The sequence below is a fragment of the Paenibacillus sp. VT-400 genome, assembly GCF_001029205.1.
Classification (GTDB): Bacteria; Bacillota; Bacilli; order Paenibacillales; family Paenibacillaceae; genus Paenibacillus; species Paenibacillus amylolyticus.
Window position 1 is genome coordinate 146,652 of record NZ_LELF01000059.1, and the last position, 20,050, is coordinate 166,701.

At 47.8% G+C, this 20,050-nt stretch carries 18 protein-coding genes; all 18 read right to left on the reverse strand.

The window, feature by feature from the left end; genetic code table 11:
* Positions 1-13 precede the first annotated feature (13 nt).
* The gene (locus tag EL84_RS07550) at positions 14-766 is read right to left on the reverse strand and encodes an ABC transporter ATP-binding protein (protein WP_047841245.1); all 753 of its coding nucleotides are present in this window, start codon (positions 764-766) and stop codon (positions 14-16) included.
* Positions 767-1,576: a staphylopine uptake ABC transporter ATP-binding protein CntD gene (cntD, locus tag EL84_RS07555; protein ID WP_047841246.1), complete on the reverse strand. Its 810-nt coding sequence runs from the start codon at positions 1,574-1,576 to the stop codon at positions 767-769.
* A complete protein-coding gene (gene cntC / locus EL84_RS07560) occupies positions 1,557-2,453 on the reverse strand; it encodes a staphylopine uptake ABC transporter permease subunit CntC (protein ID WP_047841247.1) in 897 nt (298 codons plus the stop codon). Before cntC ends, cntD begins: the two co-directional genes overlap by 20 nt.
* Positions 2,453-3,385, reverse strand: coding sequence for a nickel/cobalt ABC transporter permease (gene opp1B / locus EL84_RS07565; RefSeq protein ID WP_047841248.1), 933 nt, complete (start codon positions 3,383-3,385; stop codon positions 2,453-2,455). Before opp1B ends, cntC begins: the two co-directional genes overlap by 1 nt.
* 13 nt (positions 3,386-3,398) lie before the next feature.
* Positions 3,399-5,027: a staphylopine-dependent metal ABC transporter substrate-binding lipoprotein gene (gene cntA, locus EL84_RS07570; protein ID WP_082218906.1), complete on the reverse strand. Its 1,629-nt coding sequence runs from the start codon at positions 5,025-5,027 to the stop codon at positions 3,399-3,401.
* 231 nt (positions 5,028-5,258) lie between these two features.
* The gene (locus EL84_RS07575) at positions 5,259-6,545 is read right to left on the reverse strand and encodes an opine metallophore biosynthesis dehydrogenase (RefSeq protein ID WP_047841249.1); all 1,287 of its coding nucleotides are present in this window, start codon (positions 6,543-6,545) and stop codon (positions 5,259-5,261) included.
* A 66-nt stretch (positions 6,546-6,611) separates the two neighbouring features.
* Entirely contained in the window at positions 6,612-7,406 is a 795-nt protein-coding gene (locus EL84_RS07580) for a class I SAM-dependent methyltransferase (RefSeq protein WP_047841250.1), read from the reverse strand.
* Positions 7,407-7,449: 43 nt separating this feature from the next.
* Positions 7,450-8,310, reverse strand: a complete 861-nt coding sequence (locus tag EL84_RS07585) for a diaminopimelate epimerase (protein ID WP_047841251.1) — start codon at positions 8,308-8,310, stop codon at positions 7,450-7,452.
* A gap of 332 nt (positions 8,311-8,642) precedes the next feature.
* A complete protein-coding gene (locus tag EL84_RS07590; RefSeq protein WP_235431499.1) occupies positions 8,643-9,869 on the reverse strand; it encodes an amidohydrolase in 1,227 nt (408 codons plus the stop codon).
* Between the two features lie 50 nt (positions 9,870-9,919).
* Positions 9,920-10,981 carry an LLM class flavin-dependent oxidoreductase gene (locus tag EL84_RS07595; protein WP_047841252.1) on the reverse strand — a complete coding sequence of 354 codons (1,062 nt, stop codon included), beginning with the start codon at positions 10,979-10,981 and terminating at the stop codon, positions 9,920-9,922.
* 54 nt (positions 10,982-11,035) lie between these two features.
* The gene (locus tag EL84_RS07600; RefSeq protein ID WP_047841253.1) at positions 11,036-11,908 is read right to left on the reverse strand and encodes a LysR family transcriptional regulator; all 873 of its coding nucleotides are present in this window, start codon (positions 11,906-11,908) and stop codon (positions 11,036-11,038) included.
* A gap of 69 nt (positions 11,909-11,977) precedes the next feature.
* On the reverse strand, positions 11,978-12,526 hold the full coding sequence (gene ssuE / locus EL84_RS07605) for an NADPH-dependent FMN reductase (RefSeq protein ID WP_036605818.1): 549 nt from the start codon (positions 12,524-12,526) through the stop codon (positions 11,978-11,980).
* Between the two features lie 123 nt (positions 12,527-12,649).
* Positions 12,650-13,567 (reverse strand): ABC transporter permease, encoded by a 918-nt coding sequence (locus EL84_RS07610; protein ID WP_082218907.1) that lies wholly within the window; start codon positions 13,565-13,567, stop codon positions 12,650-12,652.
* Positions 13,568-13,627: 60 nt separating this feature from the next.
* Positions 13,628-14,560, reverse strand: a complete 933-nt coding sequence (locus EL84_RS07615) for an ABC transporter permease (protein ID WP_047841254.1) — start codon at positions 14,558-14,560, stop codon at positions 13,628-13,630.
* A gap of 261 nt (positions 14,561-14,821) precedes the next feature.
* On the reverse strand, positions 14,822-16,465 hold the full coding sequence (locus EL84_RS07620; protein WP_047841255.1) for an ABC transporter substrate-binding protein: 1,644 nt from the start codon (positions 16,463-16,465) through the stop codon (positions 14,822-14,824).
* 170 nt (positions 16,466-16,635) lie between these two features.
* A complete protein-coding gene (locus tag EL84_RS07625; protein ID WP_047841256.1) occupies positions 16,636-17,979 on the reverse strand; it encodes an LLM class flavin-dependent oxidoreductase in 1,344 nt (447 codons plus the stop codon).
* A gap of 323 nt (positions 17,980-18,302) precedes the next feature.
* Positions 18,303-18,581, reverse strand: coding sequence for a glutaredoxin family protein (locus EL84_RS07630; RefSeq protein ID WP_036605813.1), 279 nt, complete (start codon positions 18,579-18,581; stop codon positions 18,303-18,305).
* A 217-nt stretch (positions 18,582-18,798) separates the two neighbouring features.
* Positions 18,799-19,752, reverse strand: coding sequence for an aminoglycoside phosphotransferase family protein (locus EL84_RS07635; protein ID WP_047841257.1), 954 nt, complete (start codon positions 19,750-19,752; stop codon positions 18,799-18,801).
* Positions 19,753-20,050: the final 298 nt, after the last annotated feature.

Consider the following 20,050-nt stretch of genomic DNA (forward strand, 5'->3'; position numbering starts at 1 on the left):
ATGGGTGTTCCCCCTAAAATGTAATTAAATGCTTCAATAATTTCTTCGCATAGTCTGACTGAACATCCTTTAGCTGCTCAATAGGAACGATCTCTTCAATCTGACCCTCTCTGAAAATGATAACCCTGTCACAGATATAAGCTGCCGCCTGTATATCATGCGTGATAAAGACATAACTCAGCTTGTAGATTTCCTTAAGCTCTTTTAACAATTGCAGTACCTGAATCTGAACAGACACGTCCAGTGAGCTGATCGCTTCATCAAACACGATGCATTTGGGAGCGGTGGAGATGGCCCTGGCTATGCACACTCTCTGAGCCTCCCCGCCGGATAGTTCATGCGGATATTTGGATCTATAGGAAGGGTCCAGTCCAACTTGGTGCAGCAACAGATCCACCTTCTCTGAGTTACCCTGATCTTTTCGCAGCTTTTGCTGCGCTTGCATCGGTTCCATAATGGCAGCTTCCACGGTAAGAAATGGATTGATGGAGGACGTATAATTTTGAAAAACAGCGCTGATGTTACCTATCCGTACACGTCGATCCTGTACGTTTTTACCATGCAGCGAGATCGTTCCACGATCAGGGCGTTCAATGCCCAGAATCAGACGGCCCAACGTGGATTTGCCGCTTCCGCTTTCACCGATGATGCCCAGACATTCGCCATGCCGGCATTCAAAGGTAACCTGATTCAACACCTGTTGTCTGTGCTTGGAGAACAGTCCACCTTGGTTATATGATTTTTCAATACCTTCCACCTTTAGCATCTATAAGTCCTCCTGCATCAACGCCTTAAAATGATTGCTTAGCTCCAACCGGGTAGAGACCAGATACTGCGTATAGGCATGCTTCGGCTCTGTCAAAACAGAATGCATGCTGCCACGCTCTACGATGCTTCCATCCTTCATGACCATCACGTCATCTGCAATCTTCTGAACGACGCCGAGATCATGGGAGATGAACATCATGGAACAGCCCATGCGTTCGCGTAATTGAATCAATTGCTCCACCACTTCATATTGAGAGATCGTATCCAGCGCCGTTGTTGGCTCATCCGCAATAATGAGATCGGGCTCAAGCACCAATGCCAGTGCGATCATGATTCGTTGCAGCATCCCACCGGACAGCTGATGTGGATATTGATTCAGAATCTCGCGCGGATGTCTGAGCATGACGCTTTCCATGGCATTCATGATTTTCCGTTCAATCTCGCGGGTATTCCAGCCAAAATGCTGCTGAAGCGTCTCCCGAATATGGACACCAATGACACAGGAGGGATCAAATGCACTCATGCCATTCTGCAAAATCATACACAGATGCTTGCCCCGCTTACGCCGCATCTCCGGTTCCGAAAGCTGGTTCAGGTCTTCGCCCTGAAATAACATTGTGCCCGATTGGCGAATCCCTGGCTTGTTCAGTCGCATAATAGCCCTACACGTAACGGACTTGCCGCTACCACTTTCCCCCACGATGGCCATACAGCTTCCCGGCTTAACTTCAAATGAACTGTCATGAATGATCACTTTACCTGTATTGGTGTCCCAGACTTTCAAATGTTCAACCTCGACTATATTCATAAGTAGTCTTTCTCACCTCACTTTCGTAAGACTTGTCAGACTTACCTTGAGAGGTCATCAATTTGGGGTCCAGAGCCACTTGAAGGGCATCCGATAGAAAATTAAAAGCAGACACGACCACCACAATGGCCAGGCCCGGTGCCAACATCAATTCAGGTCTGGAGAACATGACTTCCCTCGCCTCATTGAGCATCATGCCCCACTCCGCATGCGGAGCCTGGATTCCAAGCCCCAGAAAGGAAAGGCCGGAGATCTGCAACATCATCGAACACATGGAACCACTGGCAATGACAGCAATATCGGCAAAAGTAACCGGAACAATATGTTTGGTTATAATTCTCAGATTGGGTGTGCCGGAGGCTTTGGCAAATTTCACATAATCCATATCGGAGAATTGCATCACAGATGTTCGAATAACGCGGGCAAACCAGGCCCATTTCATCCACACAAAGGCAATCAAAATATTCTCCAGTCCTGCACCCAGAATGCCAACCACCGCCAGTGTCATCACGTACCCAGGGAAAGACAGCATAATGTCACAGACTCTCATGATCCACGCATCCACTTTTCCCTTGAAGTAACCCGCGACGAATCCGACAATAGCTCCAATCAGAACAGAAAGGCTCAGCGCAACCAGAACCCATAACACACTTGGACGGATTCCATAGATAAGCCGGGATAATACACATCTACCCAGATGATCATTGCCTAATAGATAATCCCAGGATGAGGAGGCATAACGAAGCTTCATATTCACTTGTCCAGGATCATGCGGCGCAATAAGAGGGGCGAAAATGCCCGCTATAATCATGACGATAATTACCATCAAAGAGGTCAACGCAAGCTTGTCTTTGCACAGATTTTTCAATATTCGCATCAGAATTCCTTTCTCAAACGGGGATTCATCGCCGCATTAATGATGTCGGATAACGTGTTAAACAAGACAAAGGTGACAGCCAACATCAGAACATACGCCTGAATAATCGGAAAATCCCTGCTTAAAATGGATTTCACGCTGAGCCTCCCGAGCCCCGGCCAGGCAAATACATTTTCGATAACCACCGTACTGCCCAACACGATCGGGATCGCCATGCAAAAGATGGACACGGCCACCTGTAATGAATTTCTCAGAATATGCAGGGTGACTTTCTTCTCGCTCAGACCACTTGCCCGTACATATAACACATAGTCCTCATTCATATTGCTCAGCATGGAACTTCGAACCGTTCGGAAATAAATGCCCGTATAACTCACTGTGATCACAATCACCGGTAGAATGTAGCTTCGATACGAATCCATGCCACTGGTAGGTAACAGGTCCAGCTTGACGGAAAAATACCAGATCATCATGGCTGCAAGCCAGTAGGACGGCATGGCGGTAAGGAAAAAGGAAATACCTCTGACCGATCGATCCAGCAGCTTGCCTTCTCTCATGGCACAGATCACACCCAGCAGGATGGACAGCGCAATAATAAATACCGATGAGACAAGCGTTAACTTCAATGTGTTCATAAAAGCCGGCCCCATCAGAGACCACACGGGTTCACCAGATACATAAGAATTGCCAAAGTCCAGCTGCACAACAGCCATAATCCAGTTCACATACTGGATCATGAACGGCTGATCGAACCCCAATGCCTTGTTGGTCTGGGCAATTAATTCCTCTGTGATCTGCGGAACTTCCTGTGCCTGTAACACAACAACCGCCGGGTCCAAGGGAGATAGATTAATCAGGACAAACGTTATAAATGAAATGATAATCAGTAAAGGGATGGTTAACAGAATCCTTTTGATGATATAACTTCCCATATCCATCTCCGCTCTATTTAAAATTCATTTTTTCAAAAGGTAGTTCATATTGGGTCTGCTTGAATGAGATTCCATCGAGATTCTCAGGAGCGACTATGGTAACACGCCCGTTGGTAATCGGAATGAACAACGCTTCATCATGGACGATCTTCATAATGTCGGCATAAATGGATTGGCGTGATGTCTCATCCGTGGAAACCATGACCGCATCAATTTTCTGGTACAGTTCATCTGCTTCGGCAATTCCGCTTGTCGTATGCTTGTATGCCGAATCTGACGTAAATGCTGCAATGGTACTCTGTGGATCATAGGCCAGTCCCCAGGTTTGATTAAAGAGCAGATCATATTCCCCGGTAGCTCTCCGATTCGCAATGGAAGTGGACTCTTCGCCCAATATTTCAAGCTGAATCCCCAATTCTTTCGTGGAATACTGAATCAATTCGGCCTGTATTTTCTGTGAAGACGAGTTGCTGTCATAGTATAGTTTCACGGCTAAAGGCTGACCGTTCTTCGTTCTCACCATTTCACCATCTGCCAATGTCCAGCCAGCTTGGTCCAGAAGATTTTTAGCCATTTCCGGATCATACTCCCGTTTCTTAAGGTCTACCTTGGCGTAATTGACATTGGCTGAAAATAGCGTGTCCGCTACAGTCTGCGTTCCGTTGAAAATATCTTTACTGATCGTTTCCCGATCAATGCCCACCCATAACGCTTCCCGCACTGCCGTTTCCTGAACCGGACTATTCTCGCGACTGCTATTGGCTACGATCATATTGGTATTCATCGCTTCACTTCGAACCACTTGATAATCACCGGATTCAGCCAATTGGTCCATGGCCTCCACATCGATACTATCTGCTCCCCGGTCATCGGTGAACACAAAGTTGATCTCTCCCTTTTGCAATGCCAGGAATGTCGTTTCACCTGCCGGAAGAACCTTGGATGTGATTTTCTTGATTGCAGGTGCACCACCCCAATAGTCTTCATTGGCTTCAAACGTGGCATTCTCTTCAACTTTATGAGCAGTAAGCTTGTAAGGTCCTGTACCGTGGAAACCACTCACTCCGTCTTTGGTTCCGCCATCTTTGAAATCCTTGGGTGATATGAAGACGTAAGGTCTTGTCATGGACAATTCCACCAGTGCCGGATAATAGGCTTCCGACAGCGTCAGCTCCACCGTATGCTCATCGATAACTTTTACACTCGTGATTTTGGTAGACAGCTTGATCCAGGCATGTTTTTCGGCATTCGCCTGTACTGCATCGATATTTTGTTTAACTGCCTCTGCGTTGAACGACTCTCCGTCATGGAATTTCACATCTTGTCGCAGATGAAAAGTATACGTCTTGCCATCCTCGGAGATATCCCATGATTCAGCCAGCAATGGCTTGATCCCGTCAGGCGTGTTTTCCACCAGTGACTCGTATACCATCCCTTGTGCAGGCATGGAACCCGTGTACAGATGGGGGTTCATATCATTAATATCTTTGGCAGAAGCATAGATAAGTTCAGTTTGTACCTGGCTATTGGCAGGCTCCGTTTGGGCGCTCTCTTTCTCTTTTGTGCTCTGAGCGCATCCGGCGAGCAGCGCAATGGCAGACACCAGCAATAGTATGGATGTAAAAGTAAGACCCTTTTTCACAACATTTCCTCCTGATGAGCAAATTAAAATTCAAACTTTACACAAGACCACTACGTGGTCAGAACAACCTTCCGATCGCTGTTATCCCCAGATTTTTTTGATCTCTTTTCCAAAGAGAAAATCCGGTGATAAAGGCGAACGCTTCGCTTCTTCAGGTTCTTTCTGCCCCCTCCGTTACTGTGTAAAACAAAATTTAATTTGCATTATTTAAATGTAATCAGACCCTATTACTCAAAGTCCGGTGCAGATCATACGGATATCCTCGTCAAAGGATTGGATCACAAAGGCGTCGGACAAGCGTTGATTTGGGTTTGCCTCAGCCACTTCCTGAAGCTTCGCTTCATATCTGGCGATAAATTGATCAATCGTTGGACAGCTCACATCGAGGTGTCTGGCTATGCCCTGAATGATTTTGATGCGGTAGTAATCTTCCTTGGGCATACGGGGGATGTCCAGTTCTCCTTCGCGGTTCATGAACGTTTTGCGGAATGGGACTGCTGAAAAGTCAAAATATTTCCCTTCCGAATCGGGTTCCGAGAATGGATCAATCAATAATGAGGTGTACCGTATGTATAATAAATACTCTTGATGAATGACCTGCAGCTGATTGAAATTCTCGATATCCTGGCGTGATATACTCTCTAATCGAACCGGATAGTTGTCATCCGTCATGAATTGAAGCAGGTTCACTCCCTGGATATGGAGTCGGTCCGTAATATTCATAATCTCCTGCCACTGTGCCCGCATTTCCCGTATCAAAACTTGTGTAATCGGACCTTCAGGATACATCTTGTATATGTATTTCTGAATATTCGATGCTCCAAAGATGGCTTCTAATGAGAAGTCGTTCATGAACAAAGGTGGATGCACGTACAACGAAATATTTCTCGTTTCCGCCTCCAGTGGGGATCGCATCACTTCCAGCGCAACACCCAAACGCTCATACACTTGGCATAGCTTACTGACCTGTTCAGACGGGGAACGTGTGGAACCGATATAAACCTTTTTCTTGACCCCTGTAGTAATCACATGATTCGACGGATGCTCGTGCATCCAACGAGTATCTCCGAGGTAGGTAGAGAAACTGATCACTTCCGGCGCCGCATTCCGCTCTCTCATATAATGGGTTACCAGTCGATTGGACCCGAACGTTGGAGAAATCAAAATGATACATTTCAGTTGTTTGATGAATTCATCATTCATTTGTTCCAGTACATCGATATACGCATCGGTGGTAACCGCCAAAATGAGTGTATCCCATTTACCATCAATGGTGTCATATCCCTTGAACACATGATCAACGTAACACTCACCTGCGAGCGATTGATGTTTCTCATTTTGAATGTTGACCTGAATACGCCCATTGCTCTGTTCGAGGGCTGAGAATACGGACGCTGAACGAACCGATTGTCTCCCCGTAATGCCTATACAGCAGTTGAGATGATCTTTGAGCGTTACCGCAAGCTGAATGGATGCAGGTCCGGTTCCGAGTATCAGAATTCGCTGAAGATTGCTCATATAAGCCTCCTTAATTCAATGTTCAATCTGTAATCCATTTGGACGCACTTGGATGCACTTGCATACCTATGCTTTCTGGTACAACGCAATATCAAACACATCATCCGGGCGCAGGATCGTATCCACCAGCTTCCACTTGCTGCTGTCCGTCTCTCTCATGGGATAATTGAACAAGGACTTCAACTGATCACCGTATCTCATGGCTACAACCACCTGTGCATTCGTCAGGGCATGCAGTTGATCAAGCAGCTCATATTTAGGGGCCACCGTAGAGCTGAAAATGATATGGGTTGCTTCCTTGGTATACTCCAGATTTTCCAGCAATGTTGACTCCAAACGAATCTTCAAACCCGTGCCCAGTGTCTCCACCACTTTTCGCCCGAGTGTAATGGACTCTTCATCAATATCGATCCCGACAACCTGTGCACCTGTTCGCTTGGCGATGAGTAATGGTGTCATTGGGAATGAACCGGAGCCTACCAACAATACGTTGGAATCGGAGGTGACATGGAAGCTGCCGAATTCTTTATCGATACACTCTTCTATGTTTTTGAAATAATCGGCAATCTGCACATCCCCGTTCTCTAACTTTAATGCACGATATTTCTCCATGATCGCCACACACTGGGCGGATTTATTTCTTAACGCCCACACAAGCGAATCCAGTTCTTCCAGCTCCGAATGCTCCAACTGTTCCCAGGCTGCCTTATTGTCCTGATCAGTCACAAAGCGGGAATAGTCATTGATCACAGCCTCCAGCTCTGCACTATGCTGAATCGTATGATCATACTTGCTCGCGAGCTTATCGAATTTCTCTGCAAATTCACTCAAACATGTCTGAAAATGAACCAATGTGATCATTTCTTTTCCCCCTACACGTTGTCTCGATCATGTATCATGTACCTCATGCGTTTACAGCGCTCCATTCTGCTGGAGCATCTATGAAGGCTTTGCCTTGTGCCACAATGCCAACCGATCCCTCAATCGTAATACTCCCAAGTTCTGCGCCATTCCACTGGGCTGCCACTTTGATCGCCCCACCAGGCTGCTTGATGTACTGAGTAATCCCTCTCTGCTGGCTCCATGCGAGATAGGCTCCCACGGAGGCTGTACCCGAACCACACCCTCTCTCCCAGATCAGGCTATCCAGCTCCGGAACATAGATGAGTGGGGCCATTTCTTCCAAGTGTGATTGATATAACAAGATACCGATCAGCTTATCTCCCAGGGTTAGTCCCAGTAACCTTGCAAGGGTCTGTGCCCTCTTCTTCATCGTATCGTTGAAGTCATCGACTTCGATCACGATATGGATGAACTCAGCGTACCGGATGATCACCATATCGAGTTCGATGCCTTCGTATCGGATTGTTCGTTGTTCGATCTGCTTTGGTATCGGCATAGTTACCTGGCAGTCATATTCGTTCTGCTGCTTCTTCACATGGCACATGATCAATTGATCGGTTCCGGAAACCTCCAGCATGATGTCCATAGACTCCTGATGTGCCAGTCCTGCTTCAGATGCGTGGTGTGCTGCAAGTGCCATACAGGCATTGCCACAGAACTCTCCTCCGGCCATTTCCAGACGGGCAGCAGCTTCCGGTCTCCTCGTTGGTTCAATGAATCCCACTTGTTCAGCGTAAACGTTATCATACGACATTAGACGAGTTGCAATATGATTGTATTTCTCGGCTGCATGATCCGTTTTAACCAGAATCGTCATGTTTTGAGTGGGACTGAACTTGATAAAATCGATCTCCTGTTTCATCGCAGCGACTACTCCTGTTCTTCTTTTTATCTAATAGTAATTATTACGATTAAAGGTCGAGAAAAATATAGCACATCTTTTTGGGGAGCGTCAACAAATATTTCCATTTAAAAAAATAAAATTTCATAATACCTTTAGCTGCACCTCCTGTAAGAAAACGCAAACAGAGCTGACGCTTCTGCGCCAGCCCCAGCCATAATTACACCATCTGATAAGATTCAACAAATCGTCGTTCCTACCCCGCTCTTACTTAAAAAAGGGAATACGAAAAACGGTTGCCGTCGAACGGAACCGTTTCGATCTGGATATGATCCAGTGATTCACTGTACTCATCACGCTTGATGTGCTTGCACATTGTGCAGTGCTTTCTCAGCCAGTGCAGCCAGAAGATGTGCTCCCAGCGACAGAGCCCGTTCATCCACATCAAAGCCAGGGTGATGCCACTCATGCGGGCCAGAGGTGCCCAGGAAGAGGAACAGGCCGGGAACTTCTTTTTGATAAAAGGAAAAGTCCTCACCTGCTGGAGAAGGTAGCGGTCTAACACTGTTCAATCCAATCTCACTTGAAACTTGCTCCGCCGCAGATGCCAGAGCTTCGTCGTTGACCACGGCAGGTGGTCCCTGAATCCAGCGAACCGTAGCCCGTGTGCCATAGGCTGCGGCCACACCGGCGACTACCTGATTGAAACGCTCGCGAATCCGTGCACGCACTTTCTCATCAAAGGTACGCACTGTGCCATCAAGGATCGCTTCATCCGGAATAACGTTCCAGGCTGTGCCACTGTGGAGCTTGGTGACACTGATTACAGCACTCTCCTGTGCTCCCACATTGCGGCTTACGATGGCCTGTAATGCCGTAACAATATGTGCGGCAACCACAATTGGATCAATGCCTGCTTCAGGCACGGCTGCATGGGTGCCTACACCTTCCACTTTGACAACAAAACCGTCTGCTGCTGCCATCAATGCGCCTTCTCGAATGCCCACCGTACCTACCTGGAGATCAGGCTTGTTATGCAAACCAAATAAGGCCCGAACATAGGATAATGCGCCGCTCTGGATCACTTGCCGAGCACCCGTTGCTTTTTCCTCCGATGGCTGGAATATCAACCGTACTTTTCCCGGTAGAATGGACTCGCGCTGTTTCAGTAATCGTGCAGCACCAATCAGAATTGCCGTGTGCGCGTCATGTCCGCAAGCGTGCATCTTTCCATCTACTTGGGAGGCAAATTCCAGCTTTGTCTCTTCCTGAATGGGCAGCGCATCAATGTCCGCTCTTAAGGCAACAACAGGACCGTCCCCTTGACCCACTTCAGCGACAAGCCCTGTCCGCAGCGCATATTCGTCTGCAATACGGACACCTTCCTCTTCCAGCCAACTGCGAATGGCAGCTGTCGTCTCCTTTTCCTCGCCGGACAATTCCGGGTTACGATGCAGATGTCGCCGAATGGTGATTAAACGTTCCGCGAATTCTTCCGCCCGTTCACCATGAAGTTCATGCTCGGGGCCCTGTACTTGTTGCTCAGAATGCTGCTTGGGCTGTTCCAGATCACTTTTCATCACATGGCCTCCCATTCGTATATATTCACTGCTATATTAACTGCCTAATTCTATCCGATTGCAGCTTCCTGTTCCTTGGATTCCAGTGCAAATTCACTCAGTCCCTGCTCTGCCAGAATCTCACGCAACAATTCGAATGAACGAATTCGCTTGGTAAAGTCCCGTGTAGCTGTAGTCACAATGAACTCTTCCACAGCAAACTCCTGCTGGAACTTCAGCAGCGCCTGACCTACGCTTTCCTTCGTACCCCGGGTCACACTTGGCTCCAAAATCTCGATCCGATAGGTTTCGTTTGATTGACGTCCGAATTCTTCCGCCTGTTCCACAGAACCGACAGTGAGTACTTTCCCACTCTCCAGATGGATCTTCACCAGCATATGCTCGCTCGCAAGTCCTTCCGCTTCCTCCTCACTCTCGGCCACAATTAACGATATGGCTAGTGCAGCGTAGGGCTCCCGTCCCTGGGAACGATCAAATTGTTCACGATATACACGGATCGCTTGAAGTGCTACCTCTATATTACTGTTAATGAACAGTGAAAAGACATATGGAAGTCCCAGTTCCGCAGCCATGCCTGCACTATCAACACTGGCTCCGAGCACGTACAGCTCCGCTGGAATGTCGGACAAGGGCGAAGCGCTGAGACCTGCAAGTGGATGTGATGGATCTTCAAGCGGCTCATTGTGGATGTATCGTTTCACTTGAACAATTTTCTCTTTCAGAGATGAGGCTTCCTGAATACCTTCCTGCAACGCCTGTGTCGAACGTGGTAACCCGCCTGGTGCACGACCGATTCCCAGGTCAACTCTTCCTGGTCCAAGCGCTGCGAGGATATTGAAATTCTCGGCGACTTTATATGGGCTGTAATGCTGGAGCATTACTCCGCCAGACCCCAGCCGAATCCGCTTTGTATACGCAAGCAAGTGGGAGATGAGTACTTCCGGGGAGGAACCTGCAACATGCCCTGAATCATGATGCTCCGACACCCAGAATCGATGGAATCCAAGCTGCTCTGCCCGCTGTGCCAGCTCAATCGTATGGCGAAAAGCATCCACCGCCGTTTCCCCTTCATAGATGGGAGTCTGATCCAAAATGCCAACACGAATACTCATATCCTTCTCCTCCTTGATTGTGCTGAACCGCTGTTCTTGAATCTTACAAACAATCTATAGTTGCCGCAGCAGTTCCCCGAAGGGCTCTGCCAATGGCGAATATTCTTCCTTTAAAGTAACGACGCTGATCTGCAACGATACACCTGCTACCTCATGTACCTGAATGGGGAACAGCTCCTGATTCTGCACTTCCTTCTTCACCGTAAGTCCTGGGAGAAAGGCAATGCCTGCCCCTTGCATAACCAGTTTCTTCGCCGTCTCCGAATTATCGACATGATATGTAATATTCGGCGGATGTTCCAGCGAGTCGAAAGCCCGGTGAATGCGAAGCCAGTCCAGTGAACCACATTCAAAAAAGACCAGTTGCTCATTCCGGATAGCTTCCATGCTGACATGCCCGCTCTCAATGAATGGATGCCCTTTGTACACATAGAGCTGAATCGGATCTTCATAAAAAGCAACCGTACGGATCGCAGGATGCATGACCTTGCGCACAAAAGCAAGATCGATCTCCTGACCAAGCAGTTTGGCAATCAGCTGATCCGTCGTTGCGGTCGTCAATTTGATATTAATTTCGGGGTAAGCTTCCTTGATCTTGGGTAAAAAATCGGGAATGACATAGTTGGATACCGATACTGTACTACCAAGTCGAAGAGCATCCGGTGTTGATCGCCGTTGCTGAATCTTCTGCTTGCCCTTCTGAATCACTTGCAGCACTTGCTGCGCATATGGCAGGAATTTCCGACCTTCATCTGTCAGCACAATTTGTTTGCCAAGCCGATCAAACAACTTGCAGCCCAGCTCCCTTTCCAGTGACTGAATGCGAGCTGTGACCGAAGGTTGGGACAAGAAGAGTACTTCGGCAGCCTTATTGAAGCTTCCATAATGATTGATATATACAAATGCTTCAATATTCTCGATATTCATGAGCGCCTCCGTATCCACGTCCGCAGACGTTTGATCTTATATTGATTTATCCAATACACTTACTTGGTTTTATGATATCGTAATCCCATCCTTTTCCAGTGTCAATATCAATTCATCCAGCGAGCGATCCAAACGTGTAGTCACATCTGCCGAGAGTACAAATTTTCCATCATCCAATCGCTCAATTCCCTGATCCACAGCATACACGCCACCCAAGATATGTCTTCCACCAAGGGCTGCCAGAACAGGCTTCAATGCATAATCAATGGCGAGCAGATGAGCTATAGAGCCACCGATAACGAGCGGAAGTGTCAACTTGCCCCGCAACCCTTCTTGCGGAATCAGATCCAGGAACAGCTTGAGCACTCCCGAGTACGATGCCTTGTATACCGGTGTAGCCACAATAACTGCATCCGCCGCTTCCACGACAGCAAGTGCATCACGAATGAATGAGCTGTCAAACCGGGCTTGCACCAGATCCTCAGCGGGCAGGTCCACAACATGAATGACTTCAACAGTGATGCCTGCCTCCGTTAATTTTTGGCTGCTGTAATCCGTCAGACCTGTCAAACGCGAACGTTTGGAAGGTGATCCTGCAATAATGACAACATGTGACATGAATATCTCCTCCTCAAGCGTAAACGGCTGTCGCCGTCCTCTGGTGGCACAGCTACCGTTTCGCAGTGAAATATAAAAATGGATAGGGTGAAACTTATAAATTCTTATATTTTGGAATAGCGGTCAAGCCGCTCCTTTTACTTTGGGGTCCAGCCGATCGCGAATATCGTCTCCAATCAGATTAACCGCCAGTACAAACAACGTGATCGCCAGACCCGGGAACGTACATATCCACCAGGCAACCGTCAGATAACCTCTACCTTGTGAGAGCAATGCGCCCCAATCCGGTATTTCCTTCAACACCCCAAGTCCCAGAAAACTGAGTCCGGAACCCGTAAGAATTGATGTCCCTACACCAAGCGTAGCCATGACCAGCAAGGGTGACAACGAATGTGGCAGTACATGTTTCCAGAAAATACGTGCATTGGAACCGCCCAGTGAACGTGTCGCTGTAATGAAAGGCAGACCTTTAACTGATATGACCTGCCCACGCATCACCCGTGCGTAGCCCGGAATGGAGGAAACCGCAACAGCTAGTGCAATGTTCATCAGTCCTGGCCCGAGAGCAGCTGCAACAGACAATGCAAGGAGCACGCCGGGTACAGCCATCAGAATATCGACTGCCCGCATCGTGATGGTATCAACAATTCCTCCGGCATAACCTGAGATAATACCAAGAGCACTACCGACAATACCGCCCACAAGAACGGAAGCAAAACCAATGAGCAGCGAATCCCTGCTTCCATGCACAACTACACTGAAGATATCCCTGCCAAAATAGTCCGTCCCGAACAGATGCGCAGCAGAAGGAGCCTGCAGAATGGCATCCGTCATCATCTGAGTTGGATCATAGGGCGCAATCCAGCCCGGTACAATCGCACATGCCACGGTAAACACCACCACCAGCAATGCTGCATAAAAGAATAATCGGGATACCGCGAATGAGACGCGATAACGCCAAGGGCGGCGATTCCACAGACGGATACGTCCTACACTGCCCGCCCATGCTTTTTTGTCACCAACCAAAGGTTTCATGCTCATGAGCAACAACTCCTCCTTCCATACTCCGCGTCAGGACACTTCTGACTGTTCCGGCTGTCATCATGTTCGGACTGCACGCCGAACCCGGGGATCAATGTACGAATACGAGATGTCCACCAGCAAATTCAAGACCACATAGATAATGGATGTAAAGAAAATACCCCCTTGCACCACTGGCAGATCCTTGGCCATTAGCGCATCCGCAATAATTCGGCCGATCCCCTGTCTGGAGAAGACGGTCTCCACCACAACGGTTCCCGCAAGCAGATCACCGATCAGCATGCCGATTACCGTTACGGCAGGGATCAGGGCATTACGCAGCGCATGGCCATACATGATGGCACGCTCCGAAAGTCCTTTAGCCCGTAATGCCACGATAAACGGTTCATTGATGACTTCCAGCATGCTGTTCCTCACCATCCGTACGATAAATCCTGCACCCACGAGCCCCAGCGTAGCTGCCGGAAGAACCAGTGAGCTGAATCCGTCGGAACCCATCGCCGGGAACCAGCCAAGCTGTACCGAAAATAACAGGATGAGAAGAATCCCCGTCCAAAAGGTTGGCATGGAGATACCAAACAGTCCAACGAGCCGGGCAACGAAATCAATCACGCCATTGCGATGAATTGCAGACAATACACCGAGTGTAATTCCAATCGTGATGGCAATGATTGAGCTGAGTGCGGTCAAAGCCAGTGTGGCTGGAAAATGTTCCAGTATTTTTGGCAGAACTGGATCGGAATTGATCATTGATTTACCGAAATCCCCACGCAGCATATCACCGAAATAGTTCGCAAACTGGATGTAAAACGGCTGATCCAGTCCAAGCTGAACCCGCAGATTCTCGATCATCTCCGGGGTAGCCGAGGACGGGTCCAGCATGAGCAGAACCGGATCACCCGGCAGAAGATACATGATGCAGTACACCAGCACCGAAGCTCCGAAAATAACCAGAAGCGATGTTGCGAGTCGTGACAGTATCGTTTGAACCATACCGGGATATCTCCTTCCTGAATCTGGATTGGTCGTTCCTATAGTACGTGTTCAAAAAGATCAGTTTTCAGTACCGAGAAGATGGAATGAAGCTAGAAATGGAGTAGCGGAGCGTAGGAAACTACGTGAGCAACTGAAATGTTTCCGAAGGAAACATCCTTCGTAAGCCCCCCGCTTATTTCGGCTGAATTTCATATTCGATGCTGATCATGCCATTAGGCATGACTCGTAATCAAAAGTGGACTTTTTGAACAACCTCTGTTAGGGCTGAATGCGGACGTCGTTAAAGAGTGGATACCCCAGTGAATCAAACTTGATGCCTTCGACCTTTTTGGATGCAGCGACGGTATACGGGAATACATAGATCGGCAGAATTACCGCTTGCTCAATCAGGTATTGCTGGATTTGATTGTAGATCTGAACACGTTTATCAGGATCCGTCTCGACCGCTCCCTGCTCCAGCAATTCATCGATCTTTGGATCAGACAAACCGGACAATGTCGGGCGCTCGCCCTCTGCACTCGTATGATAGAAAGCGTACAAGGCATTAGGATCAGAATTGACCTGACTGTTGCCATAGAGATCATAATCCCAGTTCTGATAGATGACCGTTGCTACGTCTTTTGTAATCTCGACTTCAACAGCAATGCCAACCTGTTTCAACTGTTGCTGGATAATGGCGGCAATGTCATTGCGTTTCTCCCGATTGGGCGAACCATCGACATAACGCAGGATCAGTTTCTGGCCGTCTTTGGCACGAATACCGTCAGCGCCTTTCACCCAGCCTTGTTCATCGAGCAGTTGATTGGCTTTGTTGATGTCCGGGTTAATGCTACCTTCCAGCGATGCATCATAACCCAGGATTCCAGGAGACAGTGCGGACCATGCACGTTCGTAGTTGCCCAGATACAATGTTTTGACAATCGATTCCACATCTACAGCGGATTGTACCGCCTGCCTTACTTTCACATCATCCCAAGGCGCTTTGCGCAGATTGAAAAAGAGTGTGTATGGCAACCCAACCGTATTGGCCTGCAACAATTGCTGGTTCGGATCGTTTTTTAATGCAGCGATATTCTGCGGTGGAACCGTCTCGGCAGCGAGTACCTGACTACTCTGTACACTTCCGATACGCGTTGCTTCTTCCGGTACAATCTTGAATGTGATCGTATCCACATGGGGCGCGGCTTTATTTTCAACCGTCTCAGGTCCCCAGTTGTAATCCTTGTTTTTGGCAACGACGATATCCGCATTTTCATCCCATTTCACAAAGGTATACGGACCTGTGCCCACCGGATTTTTACCTAGCTGGTCACCATATTTTTGGGCAGCTGTAGGGGATACGATCCCCAGAAGTGCCTGGCTCAAGTTGCCAAGAAAGGCTTGTGATGGTGCTTCCAGATTTACCTTGATGGTAGATTCATCAATGACTTCGGAGGAGCTATACGGTCTAATCAGGGCCAGAGAATTGGCAGCTTTGGTGGCCGGATCAATCACCCGGTCCAGATTGTATTTCACGGCTTCCGCATTAAACGGTGTACCATCATGGAACTTCACACCTTCACGCAGCTTGAACGTATAACTCTTGCCGTCCTCGGATACGCTCCATTCCGTGGCAAGCCACGGTTTGATGGAACCATCAGGCAGCTGCACAACCAGATTGTCGTAGATCGTCCGGATGGCACGCACCGTTACGGCAAGCCCACTGCGATGAGGGTCCAGCGTATCGGGTGAAGTTGCAAGTGCAAAAGTCATGTTGCCTCCTTCGGCTTGCCCGGCCTGCCCCCCGCCTGATGCCTGTGCCGTACTGTTCGTGCTGCCTCCCGCCGCTCCGCAACCGGATAATACCATCACCAATACTGCTGCCAATGCCATATATTTCATCCATGAGATAGACCTGTTCATATCGCTTCCCCCTCTGTGTATACAGGTGTCATTAAATTGATGTTTATACCAATACTCTATATATCCTATGAGTTAAGTCGGTTTTAAGATAGTACGAAACGTAGTGATTACTTTAATACCGTTTGGAGAACACAACAGACAAAATCAAATGCTCGTTCGCTCCCTATCCGTTATGCCAAATCAGATACAACTTGCTTCTTCGCAGCCGTATAACGGTTAACCGGAATCTGTACCCCAAGGTTACCTCGCAATGTATCGTGTTCATAGTCCGTACGATACAGACCGCGTTCTTGCAGAATCGGAACAACCAGTTCCACAAAATCAGACAATCCACTCGGCAGTTCCGAAGCAATAATGAAGCCATCCGCTGCTTCCGTCTCGAACCATTCCTGAATCTTGTCAGCAACCTGCTCCGGTGTGCCCAGGAATTTGCTACGCGGTGTTGCTGCCCGCAGAGCCACTTCACGCAAGGTCAATCCCTGCTCTTTGGCATCCTTCTTGATCTTGTCGGTTCCACTGCGGAAACTGTTGCTTCCAATGCCATTCAGCTCCGGGAACGGTTCATCCAGCGGATATTGGGAGAAATCATGGTGTTCGAAGAAACGTCCAAGGTAATCCAGCGCTTTATCAATGGTAACCAGACTTGCGATCTCCTGATATTTCTGTTCAGCTTCCTCTTCCGTCCGTCCAACAATAGGATTGATGCCTGGCAGAATAACAATATCCTGTGAAGAACGTCCATAGGAAGCCGCCCGTGTTTTCACATCCTTATAAAATGCCTGTGCATCTTCAATCGTATCGTGTCCGGTAAAGACAGCATCCGCTTCTTGCGCCGCCAGCGTTTTGCCATCTTCCGATGAACCTGCCTGGAAAATCACCGGCTGTCCTTGCCGTGAACGGGCAATATTGAGCGGACCTTGTACGGAGAAAAACTCTCCTTCATGATTAAGCGTGTGCAGCTTGGATGGATCGAAGAAGACACCGCTCTCTTTGTCTCTCACAAAGGCATCATCTTCCCAAGAGTCCCACAACCCTTTGGTTACCTGTAAATATTCCGCGGCAATGCGATAACGTTCTGGATGCGAAGGGTGACTGCTCTTGCTATAGTTCTTCGCTGTACCTTCCAGCGGAGAAGTCACGACGTTCCAGCCTGCACGGCCATCACTGATCTGATCGAGGGAACCGAACTGTCTGGCTACGGTGAACGGATCACTATAGGATGTCGAGAGGGTGCCTACCAGTCCAATATGTGAAGTAACGGCAGCCAAAGCGGAGAGGATACTGATTGGTTCGAAGCGATTGAGGAAATGCGGAATGGATTTCTCGGTAATATACAGACCGTCTGCGATAAAGACCAGATCGAACTTGCCTTCCTCCGCTTTCAGTGCCTGACGTTTGTAGAATCCAAAGTTAACGCTGGCATCCGACAGAACCTCCGGGTGTCTCCATGTGGTGTTGCTTCCTCCAACCCCATGAATAATGGCTCCAAATTTCAAACTGCGTTTCGCTGTCATATGCACTCCGCCTTCCTTGGATTAGAATCTTCAAAAGAATGATCAAGGGCCAACTGAACTGATTACGTATGCGAAATAACTTAAAAGTTAACTATTCCTATGAGTTTGGTTTGTTTTAATTTCACAAATCTTATCACTGCCCCGTAAAAGGGTCAACAGCGTGACTAATAGATTTTTTCTATATGAACATTGAAGATGTAAATAAGACCATTTACATCCCAAGAGAGCTATAACTTATTGAACGTTCCGGCTGCTGTACAAATGCGATCTTGCATCATGCAGCAACCGGAACGGCTTGCTCCAAAGGTATATATCCACTCCCGTTAGACTGCTGCCGCTTCGTCCGCTCGTGCCAGAAGTTCCGCCAGCTTCTCCAGATCAGGTTCCAGCAAGGCTTCAAACTTGCCGTCCCCTCCCACTTCAATAACGGGTACATGCCGAATGCCATATTTTGCTTCAAGCACATCACGCAGCACGTCATTGCCCTGCACTTCAATGTTCTCAAAAGGCTGGTTTCGCTCTGTCAGAAATGCTTTCACTTCCCCGCAGAAATGACAGCCTGTTTTGCTCCACAGCACGACTTTTTTGGTTGATGATGACATCGACATACCTCCTGATTAGTTTTAAGATCAAGATCTGGGCGGTTGAATATGAACGCCCTAGACCCTCAATTCCCATCTGTTAAATAAGAATTATGGCTATAAATGTACTCCTGCACCCTTCAGGCGTCAATGGATCTGCTAATAGAATAAACCTATAACCAAATAGAAAGATTAAATTATAAATTTGAAAGATGGCTTATTTTACAGGAATGAATCGCTATTGGCCTCTCCTAACCTGGTTAAAAGCTTGTTTTGCTAGATCAGTGTAGAACTCGATCTGATCCGGACTTCGATCTATAGCCCACCTCAGGGTATCAAAAGCTTTCAATAACAACACATGGCTCGCTTGATTCAGTTCGCGCTCTTGTTCTTGTGTGCCTGTCCCATATCCTTCTAAAAACGCTTTCAATTCTTCCTTGTCAGGACCCTCACCCCGTAGCTGGCATTGCATGAGTTGAATGATATCGCCATACGGCACCACGGTGACCTCCGCACTCCCCCAGTCCAGAAGGGTAATCTCACCCGTTGAACTTACGATTGTATTCTTCAAGGAGAGATCGCCATGACATAAACCAAAGCGGAACTTTTGCAATTTCAATTGTTCGAACCATTGCCTTACGAGCTGTGATTCCTTCATCGTAATGACACCAAGCTCGATCAATGGATCTTGCTCCGTGAGACTATTGATATTGTATTGCACATATCCTTGCCAGCTGCCATCTGATCCTGCATGAGGGGGAGAGTAGAAGCGATCCTGTACAGAATTGTGCAGATCCCTTCCGAAACCTGTAACGGGGATGGATTGCAAACGTTGAGTATACTCACCAAGTTTCCTCCAGATCACAAACGTGGGCACTGTCGTATCCAATCCGTTATCCCCTTCCACAACCGTTTGAATCATATAGGCATGTTCAGCATTGACCCCAATGGATAATGTCTGTGGCCCAGGAATACCGGCACTTGTTGCTCGTTCGATGCACCATTTTTCTTTCAAAAAGGTGGGATATGTATCTGGATTATTCATCCGTACAATCACTTTATGACTTGCCGTTTCCACCAGGCAGACCTGATTAACAAAACCTTTACCCACGATATGATGTGAGCAGGTTACCTTTTCCAGCAAAAAATCACTGGCAATCTGTTCGGCTTGGTTAACTATAGAATTCTTCACCGTGCATCCTCCCTCAATTGCTATACTTTAAGTGGTCTATATAAGTTGAACTAATCATTTATACGATAACGGAGAGGACAGAAAAAACCTGAAAAAGCGAAGCGTTCGCCTTTATCCCCGGATTTTCCCTTGAGAAAGGGGAATCGAAAAAATCTGGGGATAACAGCGATTGGAAGGTTATTCTGTCATCGTAGTGTCAGTATAAATAATCTTTAGTTCAACTTATATAGCTACCAACTCATATGTAATATTCGGATGCGGAATGAATCAGAGCGATTACACAGGGTACCGCTACATT

What these genes read in the sequence shown, in the direction of transcription:
- cntC (WP_047841247.1), bottom strand. Translation starts at nt 2,453, where the DNA reads ATGCGAATATTGAAAAATCTGTGCAAAGACAAGCTTGCGTTGACCTCT.
- EL84_RS07600 (WP_047841253.1), bottom strand. Translation starts at nt 11,908, where the DNA reads ATGAATATCGAGAATATTGAAGCATTTGTATATATCAATCATTATGGA.
- EL84_RS07625 (WP_047841256.1), bottom strand. Translation starts at nt 17,979, where the DNA reads ATGACAGCGAAACGCAGTTTGAAATTTGGAGCCATTATTCATGGGGTT.
- EL84_RS07615 (WP_047841254.1), bottom strand. Translation starts at nt 14,560, where the DNA reads ATGGTTCAAACGATACTGTCACGACTCGCAACATCGCTTCTGGTTATT.
- ssuE (WP_036605818.1), bottom strand. Translation starts at nt 12,526, where the DNA reads ATGTCACATGTTGTCATTATTGCAGGATCACCTTCCAAACGTTCGCGT.
- cntD (WP_047841246.1), bottom strand. Translation starts at nt 1,576, where the DNA reads ATGAATATAGTCGAGGTTGAACATTTGAAAGTCTGGGACACCAATACA.
- EL84_RS07590 (WP_235431499.1), bottom strand. Translation starts at nt 9,869, where the DNA reads ATGAAAAGTGATCTGGAACAGCCCAAGCAGCATTCTGAGCAACAAGTA.
- EL84_RS07550 (WP_047841245.1), bottom strand. Translation starts at nt 766, where the DNA reads ATGCTAAAGGTGGAAGGTATTGAAAAATCATATAACCAAGGTGGACTG.
- EL84_RS07580 (WP_047841250.1), bottom strand. Translation starts at nt 7,406, where the DNA reads ATGATCACATTGGTTCATTTTCAGACATGTTTGAGTGAATTTGCAGAG.
- EL84_RS07610 (WP_082218907.1), bottom strand. Translation starts at nt 13,567, where the DNA reads ATGAGCATGAAACCTTTGGTTGGTGACAAAAAAGCATGGGCGGGCAGT.
- opp1B (WP_047841248.1), bottom strand. Translation starts at nt 3,385, where the DNA reads ATGGGAAGTTATATCATCAAAAGGATTCTGTTAACCATCCCTTTACTG.
- EL84_RS07585 (WP_047841251.1), bottom strand. Translation starts at nt 8,310, where the DNA reads ATGAAACAGGAGATCGATTTTATCAAGTTCAGTCCCACTCAAAACATG.
- EL84_RS07630 (WP_036605813.1), bottom strand. Translation starts at nt 18,581, where the DNA reads ATGTCATCATCAACCAAAAAAGTCGTGCTGTGGAGCAAAACAGGCTGT.
- EL84_RS07620 (WP_047841255.1), bottom strand. Translation starts at nt 16,465, where the DNA reads ATGAACAGGTCTATCTCATGGATGAAATATATGGCATTGGCAGCAGTA.
- EL84_RS07575 (WP_047841249.1), bottom strand. Translation starts at nt 6,545, where the DNA reads ATGAGCAATCTTCAGCGAATTCTGATACTCGGAACCGGACCTGCATCC.
- EL84_RS07595 (WP_047841252.1), bottom strand. Translation starts at nt 10,981, where the DNA reads ATGAGTATTCGTGTTGGCATTTTGGATCAGACTCCCATCTATGAAGGG.